This is a genomic window from Streptomyces sp. NPDC021749, from assembly GCF_040640655.1.
Lineage (GTDB): Bacteria > Actinomycetota > Actinomycetes > Streptomycetales > Streptomycetaceae > Streptomyces.
The window spans coordinates 57,186-80,780 of record NZ_JBFACE010000019.1 but is presented as its reverse complement, the minus strand read 5'-3'; the positions used below and the strand labels follow the sequence as shown (position 1 = coordinate 80,780).

Here is a 23,595-nt window from a genome sequence, read left to right as displayed (position 1 = left end):
GCACTTTAACCGGTGACGCCATAAGGCTCGGGTTCACACCAGCGCTCGAACGGCCGGTCGAGGGTGTAGCGGCCGTCCGGACCGAGCAGCAGGGTGCGCCATTCGGCGTTGCCCGGGTTGGACAGCGACTCGAATTCGGCGACGGTCCAGTGGAACCAGCGCATGCAGAACAGCCGCATGGTGAGACCGTGCGTGACGATCAGGACGTTCGGCGGGTGGTTCGGGTCCTCGAAGCTGCGCCACAGGCTCTCCAGGAACGCCCCGACCCGGTCGTAGACGTCCGCACCGGACTCGCCCTGCGCGAAGCGGTAGAAGAAATGGCCGTACGCATCCCGGTACGCCTTCTGCAGCCGTACGTCGTCGCGGTCCTGCCAGTTCCCCCAGTCCTGCTCGCGCAGCCGGGGCTCCTCGCGCACCCGCACCTTCCCCGCGTCCAGAGCGAGCTCGCGGACGGTCTGGTGGGTGCGGCGGTAGGGCGAGACATAGGCGGAGATCCGCTCGTCGCCGAACATCTCGCGGAGCGAGCCACCGGCCTCCTCCGCCTGCCGCTGTCCCGTCTTGGTGAGGGAGAGGGCGTGGTCGGGTTCTCGCTCGTAGATGGTGTCGTCGATGTTCCCCTCCGACTCTCCATGGCGGAGGAGCACGATGCGTCGGGGGCGAGCCATGCCGCCAGCCTAAAACGCCTGCCCTGTACATGCCGCGCCCGGGTTCGTTTCGCGGTGGGCGGCCGGCTCAGGCGGCGACCAGGGCCGGGCGGCCGTTGCGCATCTCGTAGGGGCGGCCACCGAAGCAGCGGCGGAGCAGGCGGTCGTGAGTGACCATGACCAGGGCGCCGGGCCAGGCCGCCAGGGCTGCTTCGAGTTCCTCGACCAGGCCGAGTGCCAGGTGGTTGGTGGGTTCGTCGAGCAGCAGCAGGTCGGCCGGGCGGGCCAGCAGCCGGGCCAGTGCGAGGCGGCGCCGCTGACCGGCCGAGAGCGCTCCGACGGGCACATGGAGATCGCGTTCGCGGAAGAGTCCGAACGACAGCAGCAGTGCGGTCAGCTCTTCCGGGTGCCCGGCCAGGCCCCGGCGGAAGGCGTCCAGCAGCGGCTCGGCCGGGCGGGAGACCGGTATCTCCTGGGCGAGGAATCCGATGCGTCCCCGGCGCAGCACCGTGCCGCTGTCCGGTGCGGTGAGCCCCGCCAGGACCCTGAGCAGGGTGGTCTTGCCCGCACCGTTGGGGCCGTGGATGAGCAGCCGCTCCCCGGCCGTGATGCTGAGGGAATCCACGGCGAGCCGGTCGCCGACCCGTACGCCGTGGAGCCGGACGAGGGTGCCGTCGGTCCCGCCGAGGCCCGGTGCCGCCTGGAAGCGGAGCGGTTCCGGGGGCCTGGGAACGGGGTGTTCCCTGAGCCTGCGCAGCCGCTCCTGGGCGTTGCGGACCCTGCTGGACACCGATGCCTGGACCCGGCCCTTGGCCCGGTCGTACGCCATCTTGTTGCCGTCCTTGATGGCCCGGCCCGGGGCGACGCCGTGCGCCGTGCCGGCTGCGAAGTCGGTGAGGCGGGCGATCTGTTCGCACCACTCGGCGTACTCCTGCTCCCAGCGCCGGCGGGCGGTGGCTCTGGCGGCCACGAAGGTGCCGTAGCCGTCGCCGTAGCGGACGAGTGACCGGCGGTCGGCGTCGACCTCGACGATCGTGGTGGCGATCCGCTGGAGGAAGAGCCGGTCGTGGGAGACGGCGAGGACCGTGCCCCGATGGGCGAGCAGGGCGCCCTCCAGCCAGTCGAGCGCGGCGGCGTCGAGGTGGTTGGTCGGTTCGTCGAGGAGCATCACCTCGGGAGCTGCGGCGATCAGGCAGGCGAGCCCCAGACGGGCCTGCTCGCCACCGGAGAGACTGCCCAGCAGCCGGTCGTGGGCCAGTGCTTCGAGCCCGAGGGCGTGCAGGGCCGCCTCGACGCGGGCATCGGCCTCATAGCCGCCCCGCAGCTCGAACAGCGTGAGCAGATCGCCGTACTCGTCGAGCCGGCCGGCCGTGGCGTCGCCGAGTCCGCTCTCCAGTGTGCGCAGCCGGCGCTCGATGTCCCTGAGGTCGGCCAGGGCCGCGTCGATCGCATCCTGGACGGTGCGGTCAGGCGGGAGGTCGGGGGTCTGTCCGAGATGGCCGATGCCGCCGTCGGCGGTCAGCACGACACGGCCCTCGTCCGGCTGCTCGACGCCTGCGATCAGGCGCAGCAGCGTCGATTTCCCGGCGCCGTTCTCCCCCACTATCCCGACGCGCTCGCCGGGCCGGACCGACAGCGAGACGCCGTCGAGCAGCCGGCGCTCGCCATGGGACTTGGTGATGTCGTGCAATGAGATCTGAGTGGGCATACAACCTCCCCCGACAAACGCAACCCTCGTTGCGTTACGCTGAGGATGACACAGAACCACTCACTAACGCAACTGGAGTTGCAGTTGACTGGAGAACCCGTGCACGACAAGGCCGGCAGCACCGAGCCCTCCGCCCCCGGCACCCGGCGCCCCGGCGGCCGGACCGCCCGCACCCGCGCCGCGGTCCGCGACGCCGTGCTGGCCGGCCTCACCGAGCACGGCTACCCCGGCCTGACGGTCGAATACGTCGCCGAGCACTCCGGCGTGCACAAGACCACGCTGTACCGCCGCTGGAAGGACGTCGAGGGCCTGGTCGCGGACGCCCTCGACCTGGCGGGCGAGGACAGCTGGACACCGCCGGACACCGGATCGCTGGAAGGGGATCTGCGCGCGCTCGCCCATGAGGTCGTCGCTTCCTTCACCGACCCCGCGGTGGCCGCGTCGGGCTCGGCCATGATCGCCGCCGCCTTCCAGTCGGAACGGGCCGCGGAGGCACTGCGCGCCTACTACGCCGAACGGTTCACGCGCTGTGAGGCCATCGCGGAACGGGCGGTCGGGCGCGGCGAGTTGGCTGCCCCGGTGGACGCCGGCGCGCTCGTCCGGTCCGCCTCGGCGCCGCTCTTCTTCCGCCTGTTCATCACCCGGGAGCCGATCGACCTCACACACGCCGACCAGGCCGTGGCGGCAACGCTGGCCGCCGCACGGGCGGGTGTGTTCGCCGGTGGCAACACCGTGGGCGCCGCCGCGAACGCGGCCTCCTGACTCCCGCGGACGAGGCGGAGCGGGCCGGTCACGCGCTCCCCCACAGGAGGCGGAGCGGGCCGGTCACACCGTCCAGGACGGTTCGAGCTGCACCACGTCCCCGGCGACCGCCCGGACGTCCGCGGCTATCTGGGCCCGCAGCGCGAGTCGCTCCACCCGTTCGGGCCGGTACTTCCCGCGCTCCGCCGTCGACTGCCACATCGAGAGGACCAGGAACTCCTCCCCGGGAGCCCGCCCCAGCATCCCCCGGAGCATGCCCGGCGAGCCCGCCATCGCCGGGTTCCAGACCTTCTCCTGCATCAGCATGAAGTGCTCCACGCGGTCCTGGCGCACCTGGCAGTGGGCCAGCCGCAGGACGTCGACGTCACCGAACGCCGGCCGGAATCCCACCTTCACATCGAATTCGTGCTCGAAGAGCCGGACTTGGGCGTCCTTGTAGGTGCCGGTCTGAGCGGCCGCGAGCCGGTCGTGCGAGCGGGCCATGAAGGAGTCGTAGAACGCCCGGCTCTCCCAGAAGGCGACCAAGTGCGCCACGTCCGGCCGGCCCCGGCTCCATCCGCCGCCCTGTCCACGAAACCCCGGCTCACCCAGCAGCCCCGCCCATTTCCGCTGCCCCCGCTCGAACCCTCGACGGTCCACTACGGTGAGGCGAATCCACTTGACCAGCACCGCGCCATCGTACGGCCCGCGGGCCGATCCGGATCACTGTGCGTACCACCCCGAACTTCCTTACGGACGGGGATCGATGGGCGTCAGTACGCCCAGCCGCCGCTCCACCGCCTCGGCCGCCTCCAGGCACATGTCCTCCCGGTAGGAGCGGCCGATCAGCTGCACGCCGTACGGGAGCCCCTCCACCACTCCGGTGGGCACGGCGACCGCGGGGACACCCACGAAGCTGGTGGCCGTGCACAGCCGCATGGCGTTCTGCACCCGCCGATAGCCCGATTCGTCCCGCACCTCCTCCCCCGGCGCGAACGGCGGCTCGGTGAACACGGGCCCCAGGACCAGCGGATACTCGTCCAGGAACTGCGCCCAGTCCCGTTGGAGACCCATCCGGACTCCGGTCAGCCGCAGGTAGTCGGTCAGCCCCACGGGGGCGATCTCGGCCATGCCTCGCTCGATGTAGCGGTGGCCGCCCTCGCCGAGCAGTGGCTTGACCTCCGGCCAGGTGGTGGCGAACTCGGTGCGCGTCATACGGGCGTAGGCTCCCAGGGCCTCGTCCAGCCGCGGCACATCGGCCACCTCGCACACCTCGTAACCGGCGTCCCGGAGCGCGTCGGCGGCGCTCTCCACCGCCTTGGCCACGGAAGGATGCACACCGTGCCCACCCGGGTCGGTCACCACGGCCACCTTGACGGGACGCGCCAGCGACTCGCCGTACAGGGGCACGGGCACGGCCCTCGGGTCACGGGGATCAGCTCCGGCGAGCACCTCGTAGGCGAGTCGGAGATCACCGACCGCGCGGGCCAACGGCCCGTCGACCACGAGGAACTGGGCCGCGAGGGAGGGGTCGTCGGGCCCGATGCGGTGATCGGCGGCGAACCGCCCGTAGGTGGGCTTGAGCCCGGCCACACCACAGAAGGACGCCGGGAGGCGCACCGACCCCCCGGAGTCGTTGCCGAGGCCGAGCGCCGCCATACCGCTGGCCACGGCCGCCCCGTCACCACCGCTGGTGCCTCCCGGCGTGACCTCCCCGCTCCAGGGATTCACGGTGTCCCCGAACAGCTCGCTACGGGTATGGACACCGGCCAGGATGAGCGTCGGCATATTGCTGTGCCCGATGGGGATGCCGCCCGCCGCACGCAGCTTTGCCACCGGGGGCGCATCGGCACGTGCAACGAGGTCACGGAAGCGCTCCGCGCCGTAGGTCGTCGGAACGCCCTCGATGGCGGTGCTCTCCTTCACCGTGAACGGCACCCCGGCCAGCGGCCCCAGCTCCGCCCCCTCGGCGCGCTTGCGGTCAATCGCCGCCGCCTCGGCCCGGCCGCGTTCGGCGAGCAGCTGGGTGACGGCGTTGACGGCCGGGTTGACCTCGGCGATCCGCGCCAGGTGCGCATCGACCAGCTCCACCGCCGACACCTCGCCGTCGCGCACCGCCGCCGCCTGGGCAGCAACCGTCAACTTCCACAACGCGCTGTGCATTTCTCCCCTTTCGCGGTCCGGGACGCGGCGTCGCACGTTCCGACGCGGATACCAGACCCGTTTTTTCGATGCGCTTGCATCGGTTCGGCATCGTAACCTTGCCAGCGATACGACCGCATCGAATAAACCGGAGCGCGCAGGATGCCCAAGCAGGTGGATCACGAGAGCCGACGTCGGCAGATCGCCGACGCGGTGTGCCAACTCGCCGACGAGAGCGGGCTGGAGGGCGTGACGCTGCGCGATGTCGCGGCGCGCGCCGACGTGTCCATGGGAGCCGTACAGCGCTGCTTCCGCACCAAGGAGGAGATGCTGGTCTTCGCGCTCGGCCACATCGGCGAGCGGGTGAGCGCACGGGTGGCGGCACGACTCACCGCCTCGCCCGCCCAGTCGGCACGCACGGCGCTGGGCCACGCCACGACCGAGGTCTCACTCCTCCGCGACGAGCACCGGGCCGAGGCCCGGGTCTGGCTCGCCTTCGTAGCACAGGCCGCCGTCACCCCCTCACTGGCCGAAATCGTGCGCAGCAACTACGCGCGTCTCCAGATGGTGTTCACGGGGCTGGTGTCCGAGGCTGCCGACACCGCCGATCCGGAGCGGGCCGCACGCACACTCCTCGCCCTCGCCGACGGCCTCACCACCCACGTCCTGATCGGCCACCTCTCCCCCGCCGCCGCCCTGGACGTCCTCGATGCGCATCTCCACCTCCTCTGGAGCCAGAAGACTTCCTGAGGCGGATACGAAACACCGCTCCACAAGACCCCAAGGGCGCTTTCCGGCCAATAAGCACGGCATCAAGTCACCTCTGACCAGGGGAAGTTCTCCGGCACCCTCGGGCACGGGGCGTGGCACGATGGTCACCAACGGGAAGTCCCGGGGGACCGTCCGCGCGACCGCATCGGCGGTGCCGCACCCCGGGGAACGAGGGAAGGAAAGCCCGGTGAGCACGCTCAGCAAAGGGATCGAGAAGGTCGAAGTAGCGCTCAAATGGGATCCGAGCCCCATGGGTACCCCGGACCATGACCTCGACATCGTCGCGGCGACCTACACGGCCGACGCACCGCACGGCGACCCGGCCTACCTGGTGCACTTCGACAGCCGTTCGCCCGACGGGACCATCAACCTCAACCGCGACAGCCGGACCGGCCAGGGTTTCGGCTGGGACGAGATCATGACGCTCGAACTGGACCGGCTGTCCGAGACCTACGTACGGGTGGTCGTCGGCGTGGCCATCCAGCAGGGCGAGGACCGCAACGTCTTCGGCGACATCGTCAACGCGGCGGTCCGGATCCGTGAGGGCTACACCGACCTGGCCTCGCACGACTTCGCCGAGGTCGCACAGTCCACCGCCGCGACGGTCGCCGAGTTCACCCGGGACGAGACGGGCAACTGGCACTTCCACACCGCGCTCCGGGGCTTCGACGCCGAACCGGCCGACTTCGCCCGGCTGATGGGACGCTGACCAGGGCGCCCCTACGGCCCCACAAGGGCGGGACCGCGCTGCATGACAGCCCCCCATGGCGCGCGCCGTTATCCGCCCTCCCTCTTGCGGCGGCGGTGCGCCGCGACCCGTGCCCGTGACGCGCAGGCGGTCGAGCAGTAGCGGCGCGCGCTTCCGGGGCCGGTGCCCAGATAGAGCGTGGTGCATCCCGGAGCGGCACATTCGCCCCACGGAATCCGGCCGTACTCGGTGAGGATCTGCGCCAGGGCCAGGGCACTTGAGGCGATGAACCACTCGGCCCAGGTCGCGTCGTCCCCCCGGTCGGTGTGCAGATGCCAGGCGTGCCCGTCGTGCCGCGAAAGGCGCGGTCGGGCGCCGCATTCGGCGAGCAGCGCATTGATGGCGTGGGCGGCCCGGTCGATGTCGGGGTCGGCGAGAAGACCGCCGAGCCGGTCCGCGGCCGCCCGCAACCCCTCGGCGTCCTCGGCAGTGAACGCGTGCTCGGTGAGGTCCTCCGGGCGTTCCCCATGGCGTGCGAGGAGCGCCGCCAGCGCCTCCCGGGAGAGGGCAGGATCCGCGCGTACCGCATTCACCAGATCGATCAGCCGGTCCGCGGGCCGGAACCCACGCCGCACCTCCGCCGCCCCGGCCGCCCTGTCCTTCATGGACTCCCCCATGGACTCCCCCGCTTCCCCGCGCTCATGGCGCATATCCGTCACCTGTTCACACCCCTCCAGGGTAACGGCTTGCGGAACTAAGCCGTTACATCGCATTCTTGGGTGCCGAGTTCGGCTCACCGGAAGTCTGGAGATGCGTATGCCACGGCTGCCCGCCACCCCGGGGGAACGCGCAGGATTACCGCTCTATCTGGCCACCGCCTTCTTCGCCCGCCTCGCCGATGAAGGAATGGCCGTGGCGGTCGTCCTGCTGGCGGTGCACCGGACCGGCAGCGCGGCCCAAGGGGCGTTCGTCCTCACCGCCTGGATGGCACCGCATGTGGTCGCGGCTCCCCTGGTGGGCGCCCTCGCTCCCCGGGTGCGCCGCCTGCGGCTCTGCTACCTCGGGGCGTTGGGCGGTTTCGCCGGGGCCATCGCCGTACTGTCGCAGCTCCTCGGGCGGGCCCCGCTGCCGGTGACGCTGGGCGCCGCACTGGCCGGCGGCGCATGCGGCCCGGTCGTCTCCGGTGGTCTGTCCAGTCTGATCGCCGCTCTCCTGCCGGCGGGCGGACGGCGCGACCGGGCCTACGCCCTGGACGCGGCGGTCTACAACGCCGCCTCGGTGGCCGGCCCCGCGGTCGTCAGCGCGGTGGCCGCACTGGCCGCACCGGGCACGGCCATGCTGCTCCTCGGGGGCGCGGCGGCCCTCGGGGCGGCGCTGGCCGGCGGGCTGCCCTACGGGCACGCGGAGCCCCCGGTCTCCGGTGCCGTACCGGCCACCACTCTGCGCACGGACCTCGTGGCCGGGCTCGCCGCCGTATGGCGCACCCGTGAGCTGCGTGCCATCACGGCGGCAACCTGTCTGGCGTTCGGCGGCCTCGGTGGTCTCACCACCACTACGGTGCTGCTCGCCGCCCACCGGGGGCATCCGGGGGCAGGTGGTGTCCTGATGACCGCGTTCGCCATCGGGGCGCTCATCGGCTCACTGGTGGTGGCCCGCCGGCAGCTGCCCCTAGCGGATCACCACCTCGCCACCGTCGCCCTGTGCGGGACCGGCCTGGCCCTGGCCGCCGCCGCGTTCGTCCCCTCGCCGGGGGCCGGCCCGGCCCTCTTCGCCCTGGCAGGCGTGTGCGACGGCCCCTTGCTGACCGCCACCCTCCGCATCCGCGCCGCGTACGCGCCGCCGCGGACCCGGGCGCAGGTCTTCACCCTGGGCGCGGGACTGAAGTTCACCGCGGCAGCCGTGGGCGCGACGCTCGCCGGCACGGCGGCCGCACTCCCGCCGGCCCTCCTCCTGGCGGGCATCGCCGGTGTCCAGCTGGCCGCCGCGGCCCTGCTCGCACTGCTCCGCCCGCGGGCGAGCGGCCGCAGCGGCGCCCCGCACACGCCGGAGGGGGCCGGCGCCCGACCGGTCGCCTCCGTACGTCCTTGAGCCCTCACAGCCCGCCGCAGCGGACCGTACGGGCCGCGCCGCAGATCTCTCCGCTCGGCCCGGTACGGACGCCTTCAGCCCCTCCGCACTGCAGCCCACGGGACCGCCCCCTCCTCGACCGCACCCTGGCCAACAGCTGACGTTCACGGCTCCGCAGTGCCGCGTCACCGCAGGCCGCTGACAGCAGAGGCTGACAGCAGAGAGGGAGCCGACCGGAAAGTCGGCTCCCTCTCTCACATGCGGGTCAAAGACCTCAGCAGCAGATGCTCACCCCTGCAGCGGAGGCGATTCCACCCGTCCTCAGCTGCAACCGCTGGTCGACCCGCAGCCCTCGCACAGGTAGCAGCTGCCGGCACGCTGCATCTTCGTGCCGCAGGAGAAGCACAGCGGGGCGTCGGCGTTGATGCCCAGCTGCATCTCGACCAGTTCGGCGTTGGTGTGCGCCTGCTTGGGAGCCGGGGCGGCGGCCTCCTCGACGATCTTCACCGCCGGGGTGGACTCCTTCGGCGGGTCGATCTGGCGCGGCGCCGACTGGGCCAGGCCCTCGACGTCGACCTCGTCATCGGCCGGCTCGTAGGAACCGGTCTCCAGGTGGCGCTGACGCTCCTCGACGGAGTGGATGCCCAGGGCCGAGCGGGTCTCGAACGGCAGGAAGTCCAGCGCCAGGCGGCGGAAGATGTAGTCGACGATCGACTGCGCCATCCGCACGTCCGGGTCGTCCGTCATACCGGCCGGCTCGAAGCGCATGTTGGTGAACTTCGAGACGTAGGTCTCCAACGGGACGCCGTACTGGAGGCCGACGGACACCGCGATGGAGAAGGCGTCCATCATGCCCGCGAGGGTCGAACCCTGCTTGGACATCTTCAGGAAGACCTCACCGAGACCGTCGTCCGGGTAGGAGTTGGCGGTCATGTAGCCCTCTGCACCGCCGACCGTGAAGGAGGTGGTGATCCCCGGGCGGCCCTTGGGGAGGCGCCTGCGGACCGGGCGGTACTCGACGACCTTCTCCGCGACCGGCTCGGCCGCGGCCTTCTTCTCCTCCTTCTTCTTGGCGGAGAGCGGCTGGCCGACCTTGCAGTTGTCGCGGTAGATCGCCAGCGCCTTCAGGCCGAGCTTCCAGCCCTGGAAGTAGACGTCCTCGATCTCCTCCACGGTCGCCGACTCCGGGACGTTGACCGTCTTGGAGATGGCACCGGACAGGAACGGCTGGGCGGCGGCCATCATGCGGACGTGGCCCATGGGGGAGATGGAGCGCTCGCCCATGGCGCAGTCGAAGACCTCGTAGTGCTCCGGCTTGAGGCCCGGGGCGTTCACGACATTGCCGTGGTCGGCGATGTGCGCGACGATCGCCTCGACCTGCTCGGGCTGGTAGCCGAGCCGCTTGAGCGCCTTGGGGACCGTGTTGTTCACGATCTGCATGGAGCCGCCGCCGACCAGCTTCTTGAACTTGACCAGCGCCAGGTCCGGCTCGACGCCGGTGGTGTCGCAGTCCATCATCAGGCCGATCGTGCCGGTCGGGGCCAGCACGGACGCCTGGGCGTTGCGGAAGCCGTTCTTCTCGCCGAGGCGCAGCACGTCCTGCCAGGCCTCGGTGGCCGCGGCCCAGACCGGGGTGTCCAGGTCGTCCATGCGCACCGCGGCGCCGTTGGCGTCCGAGTGCTGCTTCATGACGCGCTTGTGGGCGTCCGCGTTCCGGGCGTAGCCGTCGTACGGACCGACGACCGCGGCCAGTTCGGCGGAGCGGCGGTAGGAGGTGCCGGTCATCAGGGAGGTGATGGCACCGGCCAGCGCGCGGCCGCCGTCGGAGTCGTAGGCGTGGCCGGTGGCCATCAGCAGGGCGCCGAGGTTGGCGTAGCCGATGCCCAGCTGGCGGTAGGCGCGGGTGGTCTCACCGATCTTCTGGGTGGGGAAGTCGGCGAAGCAGATGGAGATGTCCATCGCGGTGATGACCAGCTCGACGACCTTGGCGAAGCGCTCGGCGTCGAAGGACTGGTTGCCCAGGTCGTCGTCGCGCAGGAACTTCAGAAGGTTGAGCGAGGCGAGGTTGCACGAGGAGTTGTCCAGGTGCATGTACTCGCTGCACGGGTTGGAGGCGGTGATCCGGCCCGTCTCCGGCGAGGTGTGCCAGTGGTTGATCGTGTCGTCGTACTGGATGCCGGGGTCGGCGCACGCCCAGGCGGCCTCCGCCATCTTGCGGAACAGGCTCTTGGCGTCGACCTCCTCGATGACCTCACCGGTCAGGCGGCCGCGCAGGCCGAACTTCGAGCCGGACTCGACGGCCTTCATGAACTCGTCGTTGACACGGACCGAGTTGTTGGCGTTCTGGTACTGGACGGACGTGATGTCGTCGCCGCCCAGGTCCATGTCGAAGCCCGCGTCGCGCAGCGCGCGGATCTTCTCCTCCTCCTTCACCTTGGTCTCGATGAAGGCCTCGACGTCCGGGTGGTCGACGTCGAGCACGACCATCTTGGCCGCGCGGCGGGTGGCACCACCGGACTTGATCGTTCCGGCCGAGGCGTCGGCGCCGCGCATGAAGGAGACCGGACCGGAGGCGTTGCCGCCGGAGGAGAGCAGTTCCTTGGAGGAGCGGATGCGGGAGAGGTTCAGACCGGCACCGGAGCCGCCCTTGAAGATCATCCCCTCTTCCTTGTACCAGTCCAGGATCGACTCCATGGAGTCGTCCACGGACAGGATGAAGCAGGCGCTGACCTGCTGCGGCTGCTTCGTGCCGACGTTGAACCACACCGGCGAGTTGAAGCTGAAGATCTGGTGCAGCAGGGCGTACGCCAGCTCGTGCTCGAAGATCTCGGCGTCCGCCGGGGAGGCGAAGTAACCGTTCTCCTCGCCGCTCTTGCGGTACGTCTTGACCACGCGGTCGATCAGCTGCTTGAGGCTCGACTCCCGGGTCGGGGAACCCACCGCGCCGCGGAAGTACTTGCTCGTGACGATGTTGACCGCGTTCACCGACCAGAACTCGGGGAACTCGACGCCACGCTGCTCGAAATTGACCGAGCCGTCGCGCCAATTGGTCATGACGACGTCACGGCTCGCCCATTCCACCTCGTCGTACGGATGCACTCCGGGCGTGGTGTGAATGCGCTCGATACGCAGACCCTTGCTCGCCTTGCTGCCCTTGGCGCGGGAGCCTCGTGCCGGGCCGCTCGTCGTCTCTGTCATTCCGCCTCCCTGTATACGGGCAAACGCCCATATGTGCGCACGCATTCCGTGGCACGGTGTTTGTCTTTCTGCTACCGGGGCGCCCTGCTCTCGCCCCGATACAGGTCTGGATGCGCGCCGAGCTCAGTCGGCGGCGGTGGCGGGCACGGGAACGGCCGCACCGGCCTCCCCGTCGGTCCCGCAGTCCGGGCCGGGCGGACCCTGCTCGCGCTGCTCCCGCAGCTCGGCGATGGCCGCCTCGAAGTCCTCAAGCGAATCGAAGGCCCGGTAAACGGACGCGAAGCGCAGGTACGCGACGAGGTCGAGTTCCTGCAGCGGGCCCAGTATGGCGAGCCCGACGTCATGGGTGGACAGCTCGGCGCTGCCGGTCGCGCGCACCGCTTCCTCGACCCGCTGGCCGAGTTTGGCGAGCGCGTCCTCGGTGACCGGGCGTCCCTGGCACGCCTTCCGCACCCCGGCGATGACCTTGTTGCGGCTGAAGGGCTCGGTGACCCCGCTCCGCTTGATCACCATCAGGGACGCCGTTTCGACGGTCGTGAAACGGCGGGAGCAGTCGGGGCACTGACGGCGCCGGCGGATCGCCGTCCCGTCGTCCGTGGTCCGGCTGTCGACCACCCGGCTGTCGGGGTGCCTGCAGAAGGGGCAGTGCATGGCTCGACCCTCCTCACCCTCGCTATACGGACGTACGTACGCCACAGATCCCGGCGCACGACGAAGAACCTCGACCGGCCCCCAGGGGCCCTCCGAAGCAGCCCCAAGCATAGGCGATCCCCGCGGCCCGAAGGACCAGGGACCACAACTTGTGGGCGGCCGAACGCATCTAACCACTAGATGTGGTGTCGGCCCGCTTACATCCGCCTACCGCGTGTCGCAAGGGGGGTGAGCCGGACGGCCGCCCATGAGGGTACGGGACGGCACCCGCCCAGGGGTGCGGCGGGGCGGGGATGACACAATCGGGCCGACCGCACGGCCCCTGCGTTGCGCGCGGAAATTCGTCGCTCGGCCATACACCCACCCACTTGATCGGGTCAGCCAATCGGCGAATATTTCACTCGAACGTGTGTTTGGCGCAACCTTTCGAAAGCAACTACCGTTGGCTAACTAGGGAGAACATTTCGAGAGGGGCCGACGTGACCACCACCGCAGACAGCGCGACCATCACCGCACAAAGCCACTCCCAGAGCCGGTTCGAACACCCGCAAAAGGCACCGCGGCCGCCGATGGAAGACGCCACGTTGGACCCCGAAGAGCAGAAGCCCGCCCGAGCGCTTCCCGGCCGGCCCCCGGGAATCCGGGCGGACAGTTCGGGGCTCACCGACCGCCAGCGCAGGGTGATCGAGGTGATCCGGGATTCCGTGCAGCGGCGCGGCTATCCCCCGTCCATGCGGGAGATCGGCCAGGCCGTCGGGCTGTCCAGCACCTCGTCCGTCGCCCACCAGCTCATGGCCCTCGAACGCAAGGGCTTCCTGCGCCGCGACCCGCACCGCCCGCGGGCGTACGAGGTCCGCGCCTCGGACCAGACCGCCACCAGCGCCGCGACGGAGACCGCCGGCAAGCCGGCCGCGTCCTACGTCCCGCTGGTCGGCCGGATCGCCGCCGGTGGCCCGATCCTCGCGGAGGAGTCGGTCGAGGACGTCTTCCCGCTCCCCCGCCAGCTCGTCGGCGACGGTGAGCTCTTCGTTCTGAAGGTCGTCGGCGACTCCATGATCGAAGCCGCGATCTGCGACGGCGACTGGGTCACGGTCCGCCGCCAGCCGGTCGCCGAGAACGGCGACATCGTCGCCGCCATGCTCGACGGCGAGGCCACCGTCAAGCGCTTCAAGCGCGAGGACGGCCATGTGTGGCTGCTGCCGCACAACTCCGCGTACCAGCCGATTCCCGGTGACGAGGCGACCATCCTCGGCAAGGTGGTGGCCGTTCTGCGGCGGGTCTGACCCACCCCTCACGACCGGGCTCCGGGACCTCTGCGCCGGTCCCGGAGCCCTGCTGTGCGTATCGGCCCGGAAACGCCGGTACCCACAGCAGGGCTCTGCGCCCCTGACCCGTGCGCCCGCTACTGCTCGGGCTTCTCCTCCGCCGCCTTGGCGGCGGCGTCGATGGCCGCGAGGGAGCGGCGGACCTGGTTGCGGTCGGTGGTGTACCAGAAGTCGGGCATCGAGGCGCGCAGGAACGATCCGTAACGGGCCCGCTCGACCCGTGGGTCCAATACGGCCACCACTCCGCGGTCGCCCGTGGCACGGACCAGCCGGCCGGCGCCCTGGGCCATCAGCAGCGCGGCATGGGTGGCCGCCACGGCCATGAAGCCGTTGCCGCCGGCCTCCTCGACGGCCTTCTGGCGGGCGCTCATCAGCGGATCGTCCGGGCGCGGGAACGGCACCCGGTCCATCACCACCAGCTGGCAGTTCGCCCCCGGTACGTCGACGCCCTGCCAGAGGGAGAGCGTGCCGAACAGGCAGGTCCGGGCGTCGGCGGCGAAGGCCCGGATCAGCTCGCCGAGGGTCTCCTCGCCCTGGAGGAGGATCGGCATGTCCAGCCGGCCGCGCAGCTCCTCGGCGGCGGCCTGGGCGGCCCGCATGGAGGAGAACAGGCCCAGGGTGCGCCCGCCGGCGGCCTCGATCAGCTCGGCGAGCTCGTCGAGCATGTCGCCGCGGCTGCCCTCCCGGCCCGGCTGGGCGAGGTGCTTGGCGACGTAGAGGATCCCCTGCTTCGAGTAGTCGAAGGGCGAGCCGACGTCGAGGCCCTTCCACGGGGGTGCGTCCTCGCGCTGGGTGCCCTCCGGGGAGAGCCCCAGGGAGGCCGCGACGCCGTTGAAATCGCCGCCCAGCTTGAGCGTGGCGGAGGTGAGGACCACGGAACGGTCCTCGAAGAGCTTCTCGCGCAGCAGCCCCGAAACGGACAGCGGCGCCACCCGCAGGGACGCGCCGAAACGGTCGTGGCGTTCGTACCAGACCACGTCGTATTCGGAGCCGTTGGCGATGCGCTCGGCGACGGCGTGGACGTTCTCCACCGAGGCGAGCGCCTGCTTGCGGACCGCGTCCTCGTCCTGCACCGATTTGTCGCGGGTCGAGCCGAGCGCCGAGACCACCTCCCGGGCCGCGTCGCGCAGCGCCATCAGGCAGTAGCCCAGGTCCTCGGGGATCTCCTCCAGGCGGCCCGGCAGGGCCAGCTCCATCAGGCGCTCGAAGGTCTCGGCGGCGGTCTGGAGCTGGTCGGCGGCCTTCTCGTTGACGAGCTTGGCGGCCCGGCGCACGGCGCGGTTGACCTGGCCGGGGGTGAGCTCGCCGGTGGCGACGCCGGTGACCCGGGAGACCAGCTCATGGGCCTCGTCGATGATCAGGACCTCGTGCTGCGGGAGGACCGGGGCGCCCTCGATCGCGTCGATGGCCAGCAGCGCGTGGTTGGTGACGACCACGTCGGCCAGCTTGGCGCGCTCCCGGGCGGCCTCGGCGAAGCACTCCGCGCCGTACGCGCACTTCGAGGCGCCCAGGCACTCCCGGGAGGAGACCGAGACCTGGCCCCAGGCGCGGTCCGAGACGCCGGGGGTGAGGGCGTCGCGGTCGCCGGTCTCGGTCTCGTCCGCCCAGTCCCGCAGCCGCAGCAGGTCCTTGCCGAGCTTGCTGGTGGGCGTGGCCTGCTCGAAGACGTCGAAGAGGCCGTCCTCCTCTTCCTGCGGGGCGCCCTCGTGCAGGCGGTGCAGGCAGAGGTAGTTCGAGCGGCCCTTGAGCATGGCGAACTCGGGGCGGCGGCGCAGCAGCGGATGCAGGGCGTCGACCGTCCGCGGAAGATCGCGCTCCACCAGCTGGCGCTGGAGCGCGAGGGTGGCCGTGGCGACCACCACGCGCTCGCCGTGCGCGAGCGCCGGCACCAGATAGCCGAGGGACTTTCCGGTGCCGGTGCCGGCCTGGACCAGCAGGTGGGAGTTGTCGTCCACGGCCTCGGCGACGGCCTCGGCCATCGCCACCTGGCCGGGGCGCTCGGTGCCGCCGACGGCGGTGACGGCGGCGTGGAGCAGATCGGGGAGGGAGGGCTTCGTCATAGCGCTGCAAGCCTACGCGGGACCACTGACACCGTGCCGGGTCACGGATGGTGGAGGGGGTTGGGGACGGTGCCGTGCACGGCGGCGTGCGGGCGCTCGCGGCGGTCCCGGTAGCCGTCCACATGCAGACGGTTGCGGTTCAGGCACAGCCGCTCGATCCGCGGGGTGAGCAGGTCGAACGTCTCGTAGCGATCCTTCAGGCCGGGGAAGCGCTCGTGGTGGCGGAGGATCTCCGCCCGTACGAGTGACCAGAACTCCTCCTCGGGCAGGCCGAGTTGGTCCGCGCACAACGGGGCGAGGTAGCGGAAGACGCCGACGAACAGGCCGGAGTGGATGAACTGGGTGAGGAACGCGGGCGGTTCGGTGAGCAGGACCGTGCGCACGTCCTCCGGCATGGAGTCGTGCTCCGGCAGCGGCTGGGCGCTGGTGTTGACGTCGTCGACGAAGTCCTTGACCGCGAGGCGGGTGGGGACGTCGTTTTCGTCGAAGACCACGATGGCGTTCTCGCCGTGCGGGGAGAAGACGGTGCCGTACTGGTAGAGGAAGTGCAGCAGCGGGGGGAGCAGCGCGGCGAAGAGGCGGGCCAGCCAGGCGCGCGGGGCCAGGCCGGAGCGGTGCACCAGCTCGGCGGTCAGTGCCCGGCCCTGCGGGTCGGTCTGCAGCAGCGAGGCCAGGGTGCGGCCGCGTTCACCGGGGTCGAGGCAGCCGTGCAGCGGCTCCCGCCAGATGCAGCCGAGCAGTTCCTTGAACTGGTACGGGACGCCGGGCAGCCGGTCGTAGAGGGGGTGCTCGACGGTGACCGAGGCGATCTCGCCGAGGAGGATCACCCGGGTCTCGTCGCGGAGGTAGGGGTCGGCGTCGCGCAGGCCGTGCACCCAGCGGGTGACCGCGGGTGCGGCGAGGGTGCGCTCGGTGGGCAGTCCGCGCCAGACCAGGGTGTTAAGGATGGACAGCGGCAGTTTGACCGTACGGGCCTCGGGGCGGCTGATATTGAGGAAGGTGCGGATCGACTGCTGCGGCAGCCGGAGGTCGTTGTCAGTGGGCAGCGCGATGATGGATCTGTCCGCGAGTTGCGGGGCGAAGAGCGGGGCGACGGTCTCGTCCCACTGCCAGGGGTGTACGGGGAGGAAGAGGTAGTCGGCGGGGTCCCGGCCCTCGTCGGTGATGGCGCGGGCGAAGGCGTGCCGGGTGGCGGGGGTGAGTTCCTCGCCGTAGAGGCGATCGGGGGTGGCCAGCGTGGGGATACCGCGGTAATGGGCGATGCCGTGGTGTGCGGCGATCCAGGGCAGGCGCCGGGGGGTGCGTGCTTCGGGGGCCCAGGTGGCCGCGTCGGTGGCCGAGAAGCCGAGCCGGCCCTTGTTGGCGACGAGCCAGGGGTGGCCGGTCTGGTGGCCTTCGAGGGTGGCGTAGTCCAGGTCGGCGAGGTCGGCGGCGCTGAGGGCGGTGGCGTCGAGGCGGGTGTCGGCGGCCAGGGTGGCGGTCAGCTCCCGGATGAGGTGGCCGGTGGTGTCGCCGGACAGGCCCAGGACGGTGTCGTGGGCGTGGGTGAGGAAGCGGAAGGGGTCGGTGTCGGGTGTGATCGAGTCGGGGTCCACGCGCCAGTGGCCGTAGGCGCCGCGGCGGGCCCGGAAGTGGTAGGTCAGCTCGTCGGAGACCGGCAGGCGGTAGCGGGGGACGCCGTCCGGGCCGGTGCCGTCGGGCTGGGGGGCGAGGACTTCCTCGTACGCGAATTCCGCCAGGATCTTGGCGAAGAGCCGGCGGGCGGCGTGCTGCCAGGCGTGCTGCGAAGGCTGTGGCTCAGGAGGCAAGGCGGGACTCCTCGAAGCGGGACCGCCCCGGCTCGTACGGGGGACAACCGGAGCGGCGCGATGGACGGCGGACCGGAGCGGGACCGTCGACGGACGGCCCCGGGGTCAGAGCAGGTGGCGGTGGGCGCGGTCGCGGACCATCAACGCCGCGCGTTTTTCGGGGAGTTCGATTTCGTCGGCGTAGCGGAAGCCGGCGGTCAGGAAGGCCGCGACGGACGCTGTGTTGCGCAGGTCGGGCTCGGCGAGGACGCGCGTGCAGTCCGGGCGGCGGTCGAGCACGAGGTCGGCGGTGGCGCGCAGCAGGGCGCTGCCCAGGCCGCGGCCGCGGTCGTGGGCGCGGCCGAGGAGGAGGTGGATCCCGGTGTCGTGGGGACGCGCCGGGTAGTACCGCGCGAGCGGGTCGAGGTCGGCGCGGTAGATCTCCCAGTAGCTCATCGGGACGCCGTCGAGCACGCCCAGGCAGGGCACGCTCCGGCCGTCCCCGTCGAGCTGGCCGCGCAGGTGGGCGGCGGTGGTCTCCGGCGGCCCGGCCAGCTCCCAGAAGGCCGAGACGGCCGGGTCGTTCATCCAGGCGGTGATCCGCTCCAGGTCGCGGTCGGGCCGGACGGGGACGAGCCGGAACGGCCCGGCGGGGGTGCGGGCCGCTCCCCAGCCCGCCAGGTCGTCGAGGAGCCGGCCGGCGGGGGCCGGCGGCCGCCCGGGGCCGCCGGTGCCCCGGACGCCGGTCGCTGCCGTACGCGGGTGGTGGGCGGCCTGGTCGGCGCTGGAGTCGATGCCGGAATCGGTGGATGGCACGGCGACGCTCTCCTCTCGTGGCCGGATGCCGCGTGGCCTTGTGGGTCGCGGGGCGTCGGCGCCGGGGACGGTGGGCGGGGGTCTGCGGTCGGACGGATCGGCGTCCTACGGAACGAGCGGGTTGGGCAGGGTGACGTAGACGGACTGGGTTTCGACGGGACCGACGAGTTCGTCCAGGCCGTGCAGCCGGGTCGCGAGATTGGCCTTGCAGCGCAGGGTGCGGGCGGCCAGCAGCTGCTCGGGGAGCAAAGAGCGGTGCCCTTCGGGAGCCGCGGCGGCGTCGGCGAGGAACCGCCGGAAGGCGGCGAGCAGGATCTCCTCGCGGACCAGGCGCTGGGCGCCGAAGGCCCCGATGAGGCCGAGGACGTTGTTGATGCCGAGGTAGTAGGCGAAGCGTTCGTCGATGACGTCGTCGGCGACGAAGGTGTCGCTCACGGTGCCGATGCCGGGCAGCCGCCGGTCGAGATCGGTGCGGCGGGAGGTGCGGAAGTAGTAGCCCTGGTTGTCGCGGTAGCGGCCGCCGGTCGGCCAGCCGTCGGGGTCCAGGAGCACGAGGGTGTTCTGCTGGTGGGCCTCCAGGACGACCCCGGCCGTGCCGTCGAGCCACAGCACGGGCCGGACGACCGCTTCGAGGTAGCGCAGGAACCACTCCGTGGCCACCGCGCCGTGGGGGCGCCCGGTGCGGGCGGCGAGGGTGCCGACGAGGTCTTCGAGGCGGGAGCGGACGCCCGCGTGGCCGGGCCAGGGGCGCGGCGAGGTGAGACCGGCGATGCAGACGGCGTCGTCGGTGCGGGTGAAGGGGTTGTGGCGGATGACGACGTCCAGGCCCTGGACGGGTGCGCCGTCGAGGCCGTCGACGGCGAGGTAGGCCGGGTCGCGGACGATGTCGAAGCAGGGGTGGGCGGCCTGCCACTGCGCGCCGAGTCCGGTGCGCAGCAGCCGGTGCACCTCGACCCCGCGGACCAGTTCCTTGCGGAGGTTCTCCCGGCGGGAGTTGGTGATGCGCAGCCCGAGGGAGAGCTTGAGCATGGCCTCCGCGTCGGGGCGGTGGACGGTGCGGACGGAGGAGGTGGGGTGCCAGAGCGGGCCGTGCGGGCCCAGGTCGTGCAGCAGTCCGGCGTCACGGAGGGCGGTGAGGCCGGGGTGCCCGGAGAGTTCCCGGGCCTGCCAGGGGTGCAGCGGCAACGGCACGGTCCCGTCGGGGAGTTGCCTCCCCTCGCCGGCGAGGCGGGCGATGAGCCGTTCCGCCGGGACGGGCTTGCCGCGTTCGGTCCAGGCGGAGTCGGCGGCGACGGCGGAGCGGTGCACGGCGATCCAGTGCAACGGGAAGGCGCCGCGCAGTTCGGGCGAATAGGCCCGGGTCTCGGCGTCGCTGAGCCCTTCCCGGCTCTTGGGCGTGGGGTGCAGCGGATGGCCGAAGAGCAGGGACTGTTCGGCTTCGAGGAAGAGCGCGTCGTGGTCGTCGGCGGGCCGGGCGCGGCGGTCGGCGAGGAAGGCGGCCACGTTCCGGACGGAGTCGGCGACCCTGCCGAGGAGTTCGGCGCCGTCGCCGTCCGGTGTCGGCTCGCTCTCCGGGGCCGTCCGTTCCCCGCCGTCGGCGACGCGGTGCTCGCCGCCGTCCGAGGCCCGCCGGTCGCCGCCGTGTGCGGCCTCTCGGCGCAGCAGTGCGGCGAGCATGACGGCGTCCAGGGGGGCGGCCCCGGCGGGGGCGCCTTCGAGGCTGGGGGCGCCCAGGCGGTGCCAGCCGGTGGGCGACCAGTAGCGGACGGGGATGTGCAGTGCGGTGGCGCTGGCGGGCAGCGGGAGGCGGAGCCGGCCGCCGGCCGGCCGCGGGCCGCCGTTCTCCCGCAGCCAGCAGCGCAGCAGGTGCTCGACGCCCGCGGCGTTCGCGGCGACCGCCGGGTCGGGGTGGTCGAGCGGGTCGTGCTCGCCGGGGACGCGGTCGTAGGGGGCGGGCGCGGTGAACGGGCCGGCTGCCCGGTCGGGGCCCTCGTGGGTCTGCTGGTGGCAGGCGTCCTCCGGGGCGCGCCGCTGCTGGCGGGGAACGGACTCGACGGTGCCGGCGCCGGGGTGCCGGTCGGGGAGGCGCTCGGCGGGCGGGGTGCCGTCGGGGCCGGGGCGTTCGTTCATGGGGTGGTGCCTCGCAGTGTCGTGGGGGACGAGCCCGTCGGCCCGGGGTCGGTACGGACCGCCGCCGTGATGGCGTCGGCGAGGCGGTCGAGGATCGCGTCCGCCTGTTCGTCGGTGATGGTCAGGGGTGGCAGCAGCCGGACGACGGCGGAGTGCCGGCCGCCCAGCTCGACGATCAGGCCGCGGTCCAGGCAGGCCTGCTGGACGGCGGCGGCGAGGTGCGGGGCGGCGGGGCGGGCGCCGCCGGGGTCGGGGCCGGCGCCGGGGTCGACGAGTTCGAGGCCGAGCATCAGCCCGCGGCCGCGGACGTCGCCGATGCAGTCGTGGGCACCGGCCAGGGCGCGGAGTCGGCCGAGCATCCGGGCGCCGAGTTCCCCGGCGCGTTCGGCGAGGCCGTTGGCGCGGACGTGGGCGAGGGTGGCGCGGCCCGCCGCCATGGCGAGCTGGTTGCCGCGGAAGGTGCCGGCGTGCGCGCCGGGCTGCCAGGCGTCGAGTTCCTCGCGGTAGACGATCACGGCCAGCGGCAGGCTGCCACCGATCGCCTTCGACAGGACCAGCACGTCGGGGACGATGCCGCTGTGCTCGATCGCCCAGAAGGTGCCGGTGCGGCCGACGCCGGTCTGGACCTCGTCCACGATCAGCGGGATCTGCCGGGCCGCGGTGAGCTCGCGCATCCGGCGCAGCCAGCCGTCCGGGGCGGGGATCACGCCGCCCTCGCCCTGGACGGGTTCCAGGATCATCCCGGCCGGCCGGGGTACCCCGCTCTTGGCGTCGTCGAGCAGGCTCTCGGTCCAGCGGGCGGCGAGTTCGGCACCGCGCTCGCCGCCCGTCCCGAACGGGCAGCGGTAGTCGTAGGGGTAGGGCAGCCGGGCCACGCTGGTGCGCTGCGCTCCCCCGGACGCGGCGAGCGCTTCGGCGGTCATGCCGTGGTAGGCGCCGGAGAAGGCCATCAGGCCGTCCCGGCCGGTGGCGGTGCGGACGAGTTTGAAGGCCGCCTCGACGGCGTCCGTACCGGCCGGGCCGCAGAACTGGATCCGGCCCTTTTCGGCCAACTCCCTGGGCAGTGTGGCGAACAGCTCGGTGGTGAAGGCGTCCTTGACGGGGGTGGCCAGGTCGAGGACGTGCAGCGGGGCGCCCGAGTCGAGGACGGTGCGGATCGCCTCCAGCACGACCGGGTGGTTGTGGCCGAGGGCAAGGGTGCCGGCGCCGGAGAGACAGTCGAGGTAGCGCCGGCCGTCGGCGCCCTCGATGGTCAGACCGCGGGCGCGCACCGGGACGATGGGCAGCGAGCGCGCGTACGTACGGGCTGCGGACTCACGCAGGGACTGCCGGCGCAGGATCCCCTCGTGGGCCGGCGGCGCGGCCGCCGGCACGGTTTCGGTCAACGCCACGGCAGTTGTGTCCTCCTGCTTGGTGAGCTGCTGCATACCGAGCGGGCCGGCGGGCAGCCCGGCCGTCCCCCGTACGTACCAACGACGGCGGCGACGCCGGATCACGGCCCGGATCAAGATCCTTGAAGGGCTGGAACCGGGGACCCGAGTACCGCCGTCACCATGGTCACCGGCATAGTGGGGTCTTGCGCTCGGATCTTGGGGTTCATGACAAGTTCCCGGACCAGCGCGACTCCGCTCAAAGCCACACCATTCGATTCATCAGGGGGATCCCACCCATGCGACCCATACGACGGCCCGTCCTGGCCGCCGCCGCCCTCACCGCCGTAGTGGCGCTGACCGCCACCGGCTGTGGGCCGGACAGCGACAACGCGGATGCCAAGCCCAGTCAGTCCGCGGCGGACACCACGGGCGGGGGTGCGATCAAGATCCCCAAGGACATCCAGGACAAGCTCAAGGAGCACGGCTTCGACCTGGACAAGTGGAAGAACGGCGAGTGGAAGAACTGGGACCGGGACAAGTGGCTCCGGGAGGCCGGGGAGTTCATCAACCCGATCATCAAGAACTTCTGGAACCCGGACAAGATCGAGAAGGTCAAGCCGCCCAAGGACCCCAGCAAGCCCGAGGACATCTCCGAGGACCAGGGCAAGACGGACCCTGAGCCGGCCGCCGTCCCCGCTCAGCCCGTCAAGACCCCGTACACCACCACCGCTCCCGGCGTGGGTCTGCTGCTGTTCAGCACCCCCGAGGGCGAGTCGCGGTGCTCCGCCACGGTCGTCAAGGACCCGGCGCACCCCGGTAAGTCCAACCTGGTGTGGACCGCGGCGCACTGTGTGCACGCCGGCAAGAACGGCGGCTGGTACCGCAACATGATGTTCGTGCCGAACTTCAACAAGACCGGTGGCACCGCCGGCGAGTTGAAGAACAAGCCCTTCGAGGAGCGCGTCCCGGCGGGCAAGTGGTGGGCGGACGACATGGCGACGTCCAGCGAGTGGATCAAGGACGGCGGCGCCGTTCCGGGCGTACCGATGGCCCCGTACGACTTCGCGCTGATGCATGTGAAGCCGGAGGAGAGCACCGGCGGCAAGTCGCTGGAGGAGATGGCCGGCGGCGCGTACCAGGTCGACTTCAACGCCCCGGCGATGGCCAAGATCCCCAGCCTGACCGCGCAGGGCTACCCGGCCGAGCCGCCGTTCGACGGTGCCGCGCAGCAGAGCTGCACCGACAAGCCGACCCGGCTGTCGATGGACGCCAACAAGCCGACCATGTACCGGATCGGCTGCACGATGACCGGTGGCTCCTCCGGTGGCCCCTGGTTCATCAAGGGTGCCGACGGCAAGCCGGTGCTGGTGTCCAACATGTCGATGGGTCCGCGCCCGGCCCGCTGGTCGGCCGGCCCGCACCTGGGCCCGGAGGCCAAGTCCATCTTCGACAACATGAGCAAGAAGTGGGCGAACAAGCAGTAACGCGCTGAGG

The 23,595-nt window shown here is 71.7% G+C and carries 18 protein-coding genes; 6 read left to right on the top strand and 12 right to left on the bottom strand.

Annotation, left to right across the window (positions count from 1 at the left end):
• Window positions 1-5 precede the first annotated feature (5 nt).
• The gene (locus AB0G35_RS20320; protein WP_360950941.1) at window positions 6-665 is read right to left on the bottom strand and encodes a histidine phosphatase family protein; all 660 of its coding nucleotides are present in this window, start codon (window positions 663-665) and stop codon (window positions 6-8) included.
• A 67-nt stretch (window positions 666-732) separates the two neighbouring features.
• Entirely contained in the window at window positions 733-2,352 is a 1,620-nt protein-coding gene (locus AB0G35_RS20315; protein WP_360950937.1) for an ABC-F family ATP-binding cassette domain-containing protein, read from the bottom strand.
• Between the two features lie 84 nt (window positions 2,353-2,436).
• Here AB0G35_RS20315 and AB0G35_RS20310 point away from each other — a divergent pair, with 84 nt between their 5' ends.
• Entirely contained in the window at window positions 2,437-3,114 is a 678-nt protein-coding gene (locus AB0G35_RS20310) for a TetR/AcrR family transcriptional regulator C-terminal ligand-binding domain-containing protein (protein ID WP_360950934.1), read from the top strand.
• Window positions 3,115-3,177: 63 nt separating this feature from the next.
• Here AB0G35_RS20310 and AB0G35_RS20305 read toward each other — a convergent pair whose 3' ends face one another.
• Together AB0G35_RS20305 and AB0G35_RS20300 are read right to left on the bottom strand one after the other, a co-directional pair.
• Entirely contained in the window at window positions 3,178-3,783 is a 606-nt protein-coding gene (locus AB0G35_RS20305) for a YdbC family protein (protein ID WP_360950931.1), read from the bottom strand.
• Window positions 3,784-3,843: 60 nt separating this feature from the next.
• The gene (locus AB0G35_RS20300) at window positions 3,844-5,256 is read right to left on the bottom strand and encodes an amidase (protein WP_360950928.1); all 1,413 of its coding nucleotides are present in this window, start codon (window positions 5,254-5,256) and stop codon (window positions 3,844-3,846) included.
• Between the two features lie 141 nt (window positions 5,257-5,397).
• Between AB0G35_RS20300 and AB0G35_RS20295 the strand changes: the two genes are divergently transcribed.
• Both AB0G35_RS20295 and AB0G35_RS20290 read left to right on the top strand, forming a co-directional pair.
• The gene (locus tag AB0G35_RS20295) at window positions 5,398-5,985 is read left to right on the top strand and encodes a TetR/AcrR family transcriptional regulator (protein WP_360950923.1); all 588 of its coding nucleotides are present in this window, start codon (window positions 5,398-5,400) and stop codon (window positions 5,983-5,985) included.
• Between the two features lie 121 nt (window positions 5,986-6,106).
• A complete protein-coding gene (locus AB0G35_RS20290) occupies window positions 6,107-6,715 on the top strand; it encodes a TerD family protein (RefSeq protein WP_360950920.1) in 609 nt (202 codons plus the stop codon).
• Between the two features lie 68 nt (window positions 6,716-6,783).
• Here AB0G35_RS20290 and AB0G35_RS20285 read toward each other — a convergent pair whose 3' ends face one another.
• Window positions 6,784-7,359 carry a CGNR zinc finger domain-containing protein gene (locus tag AB0G35_RS20285; protein ID WP_360951095.1) on the bottom strand — a complete coding sequence of 192 codons (576 nt, stop codon included), beginning with the start codon at window positions 7,357-7,359 and terminating at the stop codon, window positions 6,784-6,786.
• Between the two features lie 151 nt (window positions 7,360-7,510).
• Here AB0G35_RS20285 and AB0G35_RS20280 point away from each other — a divergent pair, with 151 nt between their 5' ends.
• The gene (locus AB0G35_RS20280; RefSeq protein WP_360950917.1) at window positions 7,511-8,782 is read left to right on the top strand and encodes an MFS transporter; all 1,272 of its coding nucleotides are present in this window, start codon (window positions 7,511-7,513) and stop codon (window positions 8,780-8,782) included.
• Between the two features lie 300 nt (window positions 8,783-9,082).
• Here AB0G35_RS20280 and AB0G35_RS20275 read toward each other — a convergent pair whose 3' ends face one another.
• The gene (locus tag AB0G35_RS20275; protein ID WP_360950914.1) at window positions 9,083-11,959 is read right to left on the bottom strand and encodes a vitamin B12-dependent ribonucleotide reductase; all 2,877 of its coding nucleotides are present in this window, start codon (window positions 11,957-11,959) and stop codon (window positions 9,083-9,085) included.
• Window positions 11,960-12,082: 123 nt separating this feature from the next.
• On the bottom strand, window positions 12,083-12,610 hold the full coding sequence (gene nrdR, locus AB0G35_RS20270) for a transcriptional regulator NrdR (protein ID WP_360950911.1): 528 nt from the start codon (window positions 12,608-12,610) through the stop codon (window positions 12,083-12,085).
• Between the two features lie 479 nt (window positions 12,611-13,089).
• Between nrdR and lexA the strand changes: the two genes are divergently transcribed.
• Window positions 13,090-13,893, top strand: coding sequence for a transcriptional repressor LexA (gene lexA, locus AB0G35_RS20265; RefSeq protein WP_360950908.1), 804 nt, complete (start codon window positions 13,090-13,092; stop codon window positions 13,891-13,893).
• 119 nt (window positions 13,894-14,012) lie between these two features.
• Here the strand turns inward: lexA and AB0G35_RS20260 are convergent, their stop codons facing one another.
• The 5 genes from AB0G35_RS20260 to AB0G35_RS20240 all read right to left on the bottom strand — a co-directional run bounded on the left by AB0G35_RS20260 (window position 14,013) and on the right by AB0G35_RS20240 (window position 22,119).
• Window positions 14,013-15,995: an ATP-dependent DNA helicase gene (locus tag AB0G35_RS20260; protein WP_360950905.1), complete on the bottom strand. Its 1,983-nt coding sequence runs from the start codon at window positions 15,993-15,995 to the stop codon at window positions 14,013-14,015.
• Between the two features lie 41 nt (window positions 15,996-16,036).
• Window positions 16,037-17,803 (bottom strand): IucA/IucC family siderophore biosynthesis protein, encoded by a 1,767-nt coding sequence (locus AB0G35_RS20255; RefSeq protein ID WP_360950902.1) that lies wholly within the window; start codon window positions 17,801-17,803, stop codon window positions 16,037-16,039.
• Window positions 17,804-17,908: 105 nt separating this feature from the next.
• Window positions 17,909-18,598 (bottom strand): GNAT family N-acetyltransferase, encoded by a 690-nt coding sequence (locus AB0G35_RS20250; protein WP_360950899.1) that lies wholly within the window; start codon window positions 18,596-18,598, stop codon window positions 17,909-17,911.
• A 105-nt stretch (window positions 18,599-18,703) separates the two neighbouring features.
• Complete coding sequence (locus AB0G35_RS20245) at window positions 18,704-20,728, bottom strand: IucA/IucC family protein (protein WP_360950896.1); 2,025 nt, start codon at window positions 20,726-20,728, stop codon at window positions 18,704-18,706.
• Window positions 20,725-22,119, bottom strand: coding sequence for a diaminobutyrate--2-oxoglutarate transaminase family protein (locus AB0G35_RS20240; RefSeq protein WP_360951092.1), 1,395 nt, complete (start codon window positions 22,117-22,119; stop codon window positions 20,725-20,727). Before AB0G35_RS20240 ends, AB0G35_RS20245 begins: the two co-directional genes overlap by 4 nt.
• A 278-nt stretch (window positions 22,120-22,397) precedes the next feature.
• On the opposite strand from AB0G35_RS20240, the gene AB0G35_RS20235 reads away from it, so the two are divergent.
• Window positions 22,398-23,585 (top strand): hypothetical protein, encoded by a 1,188-nt coding sequence (locus AB0G35_RS20235; protein ID WP_360950893.1) that lies wholly within the window; start codon window positions 22,398-22,400, stop codon window positions 23,583-23,585.
• Window positions 23,586-23,595 lie beyond the last annotated feature (10 nt).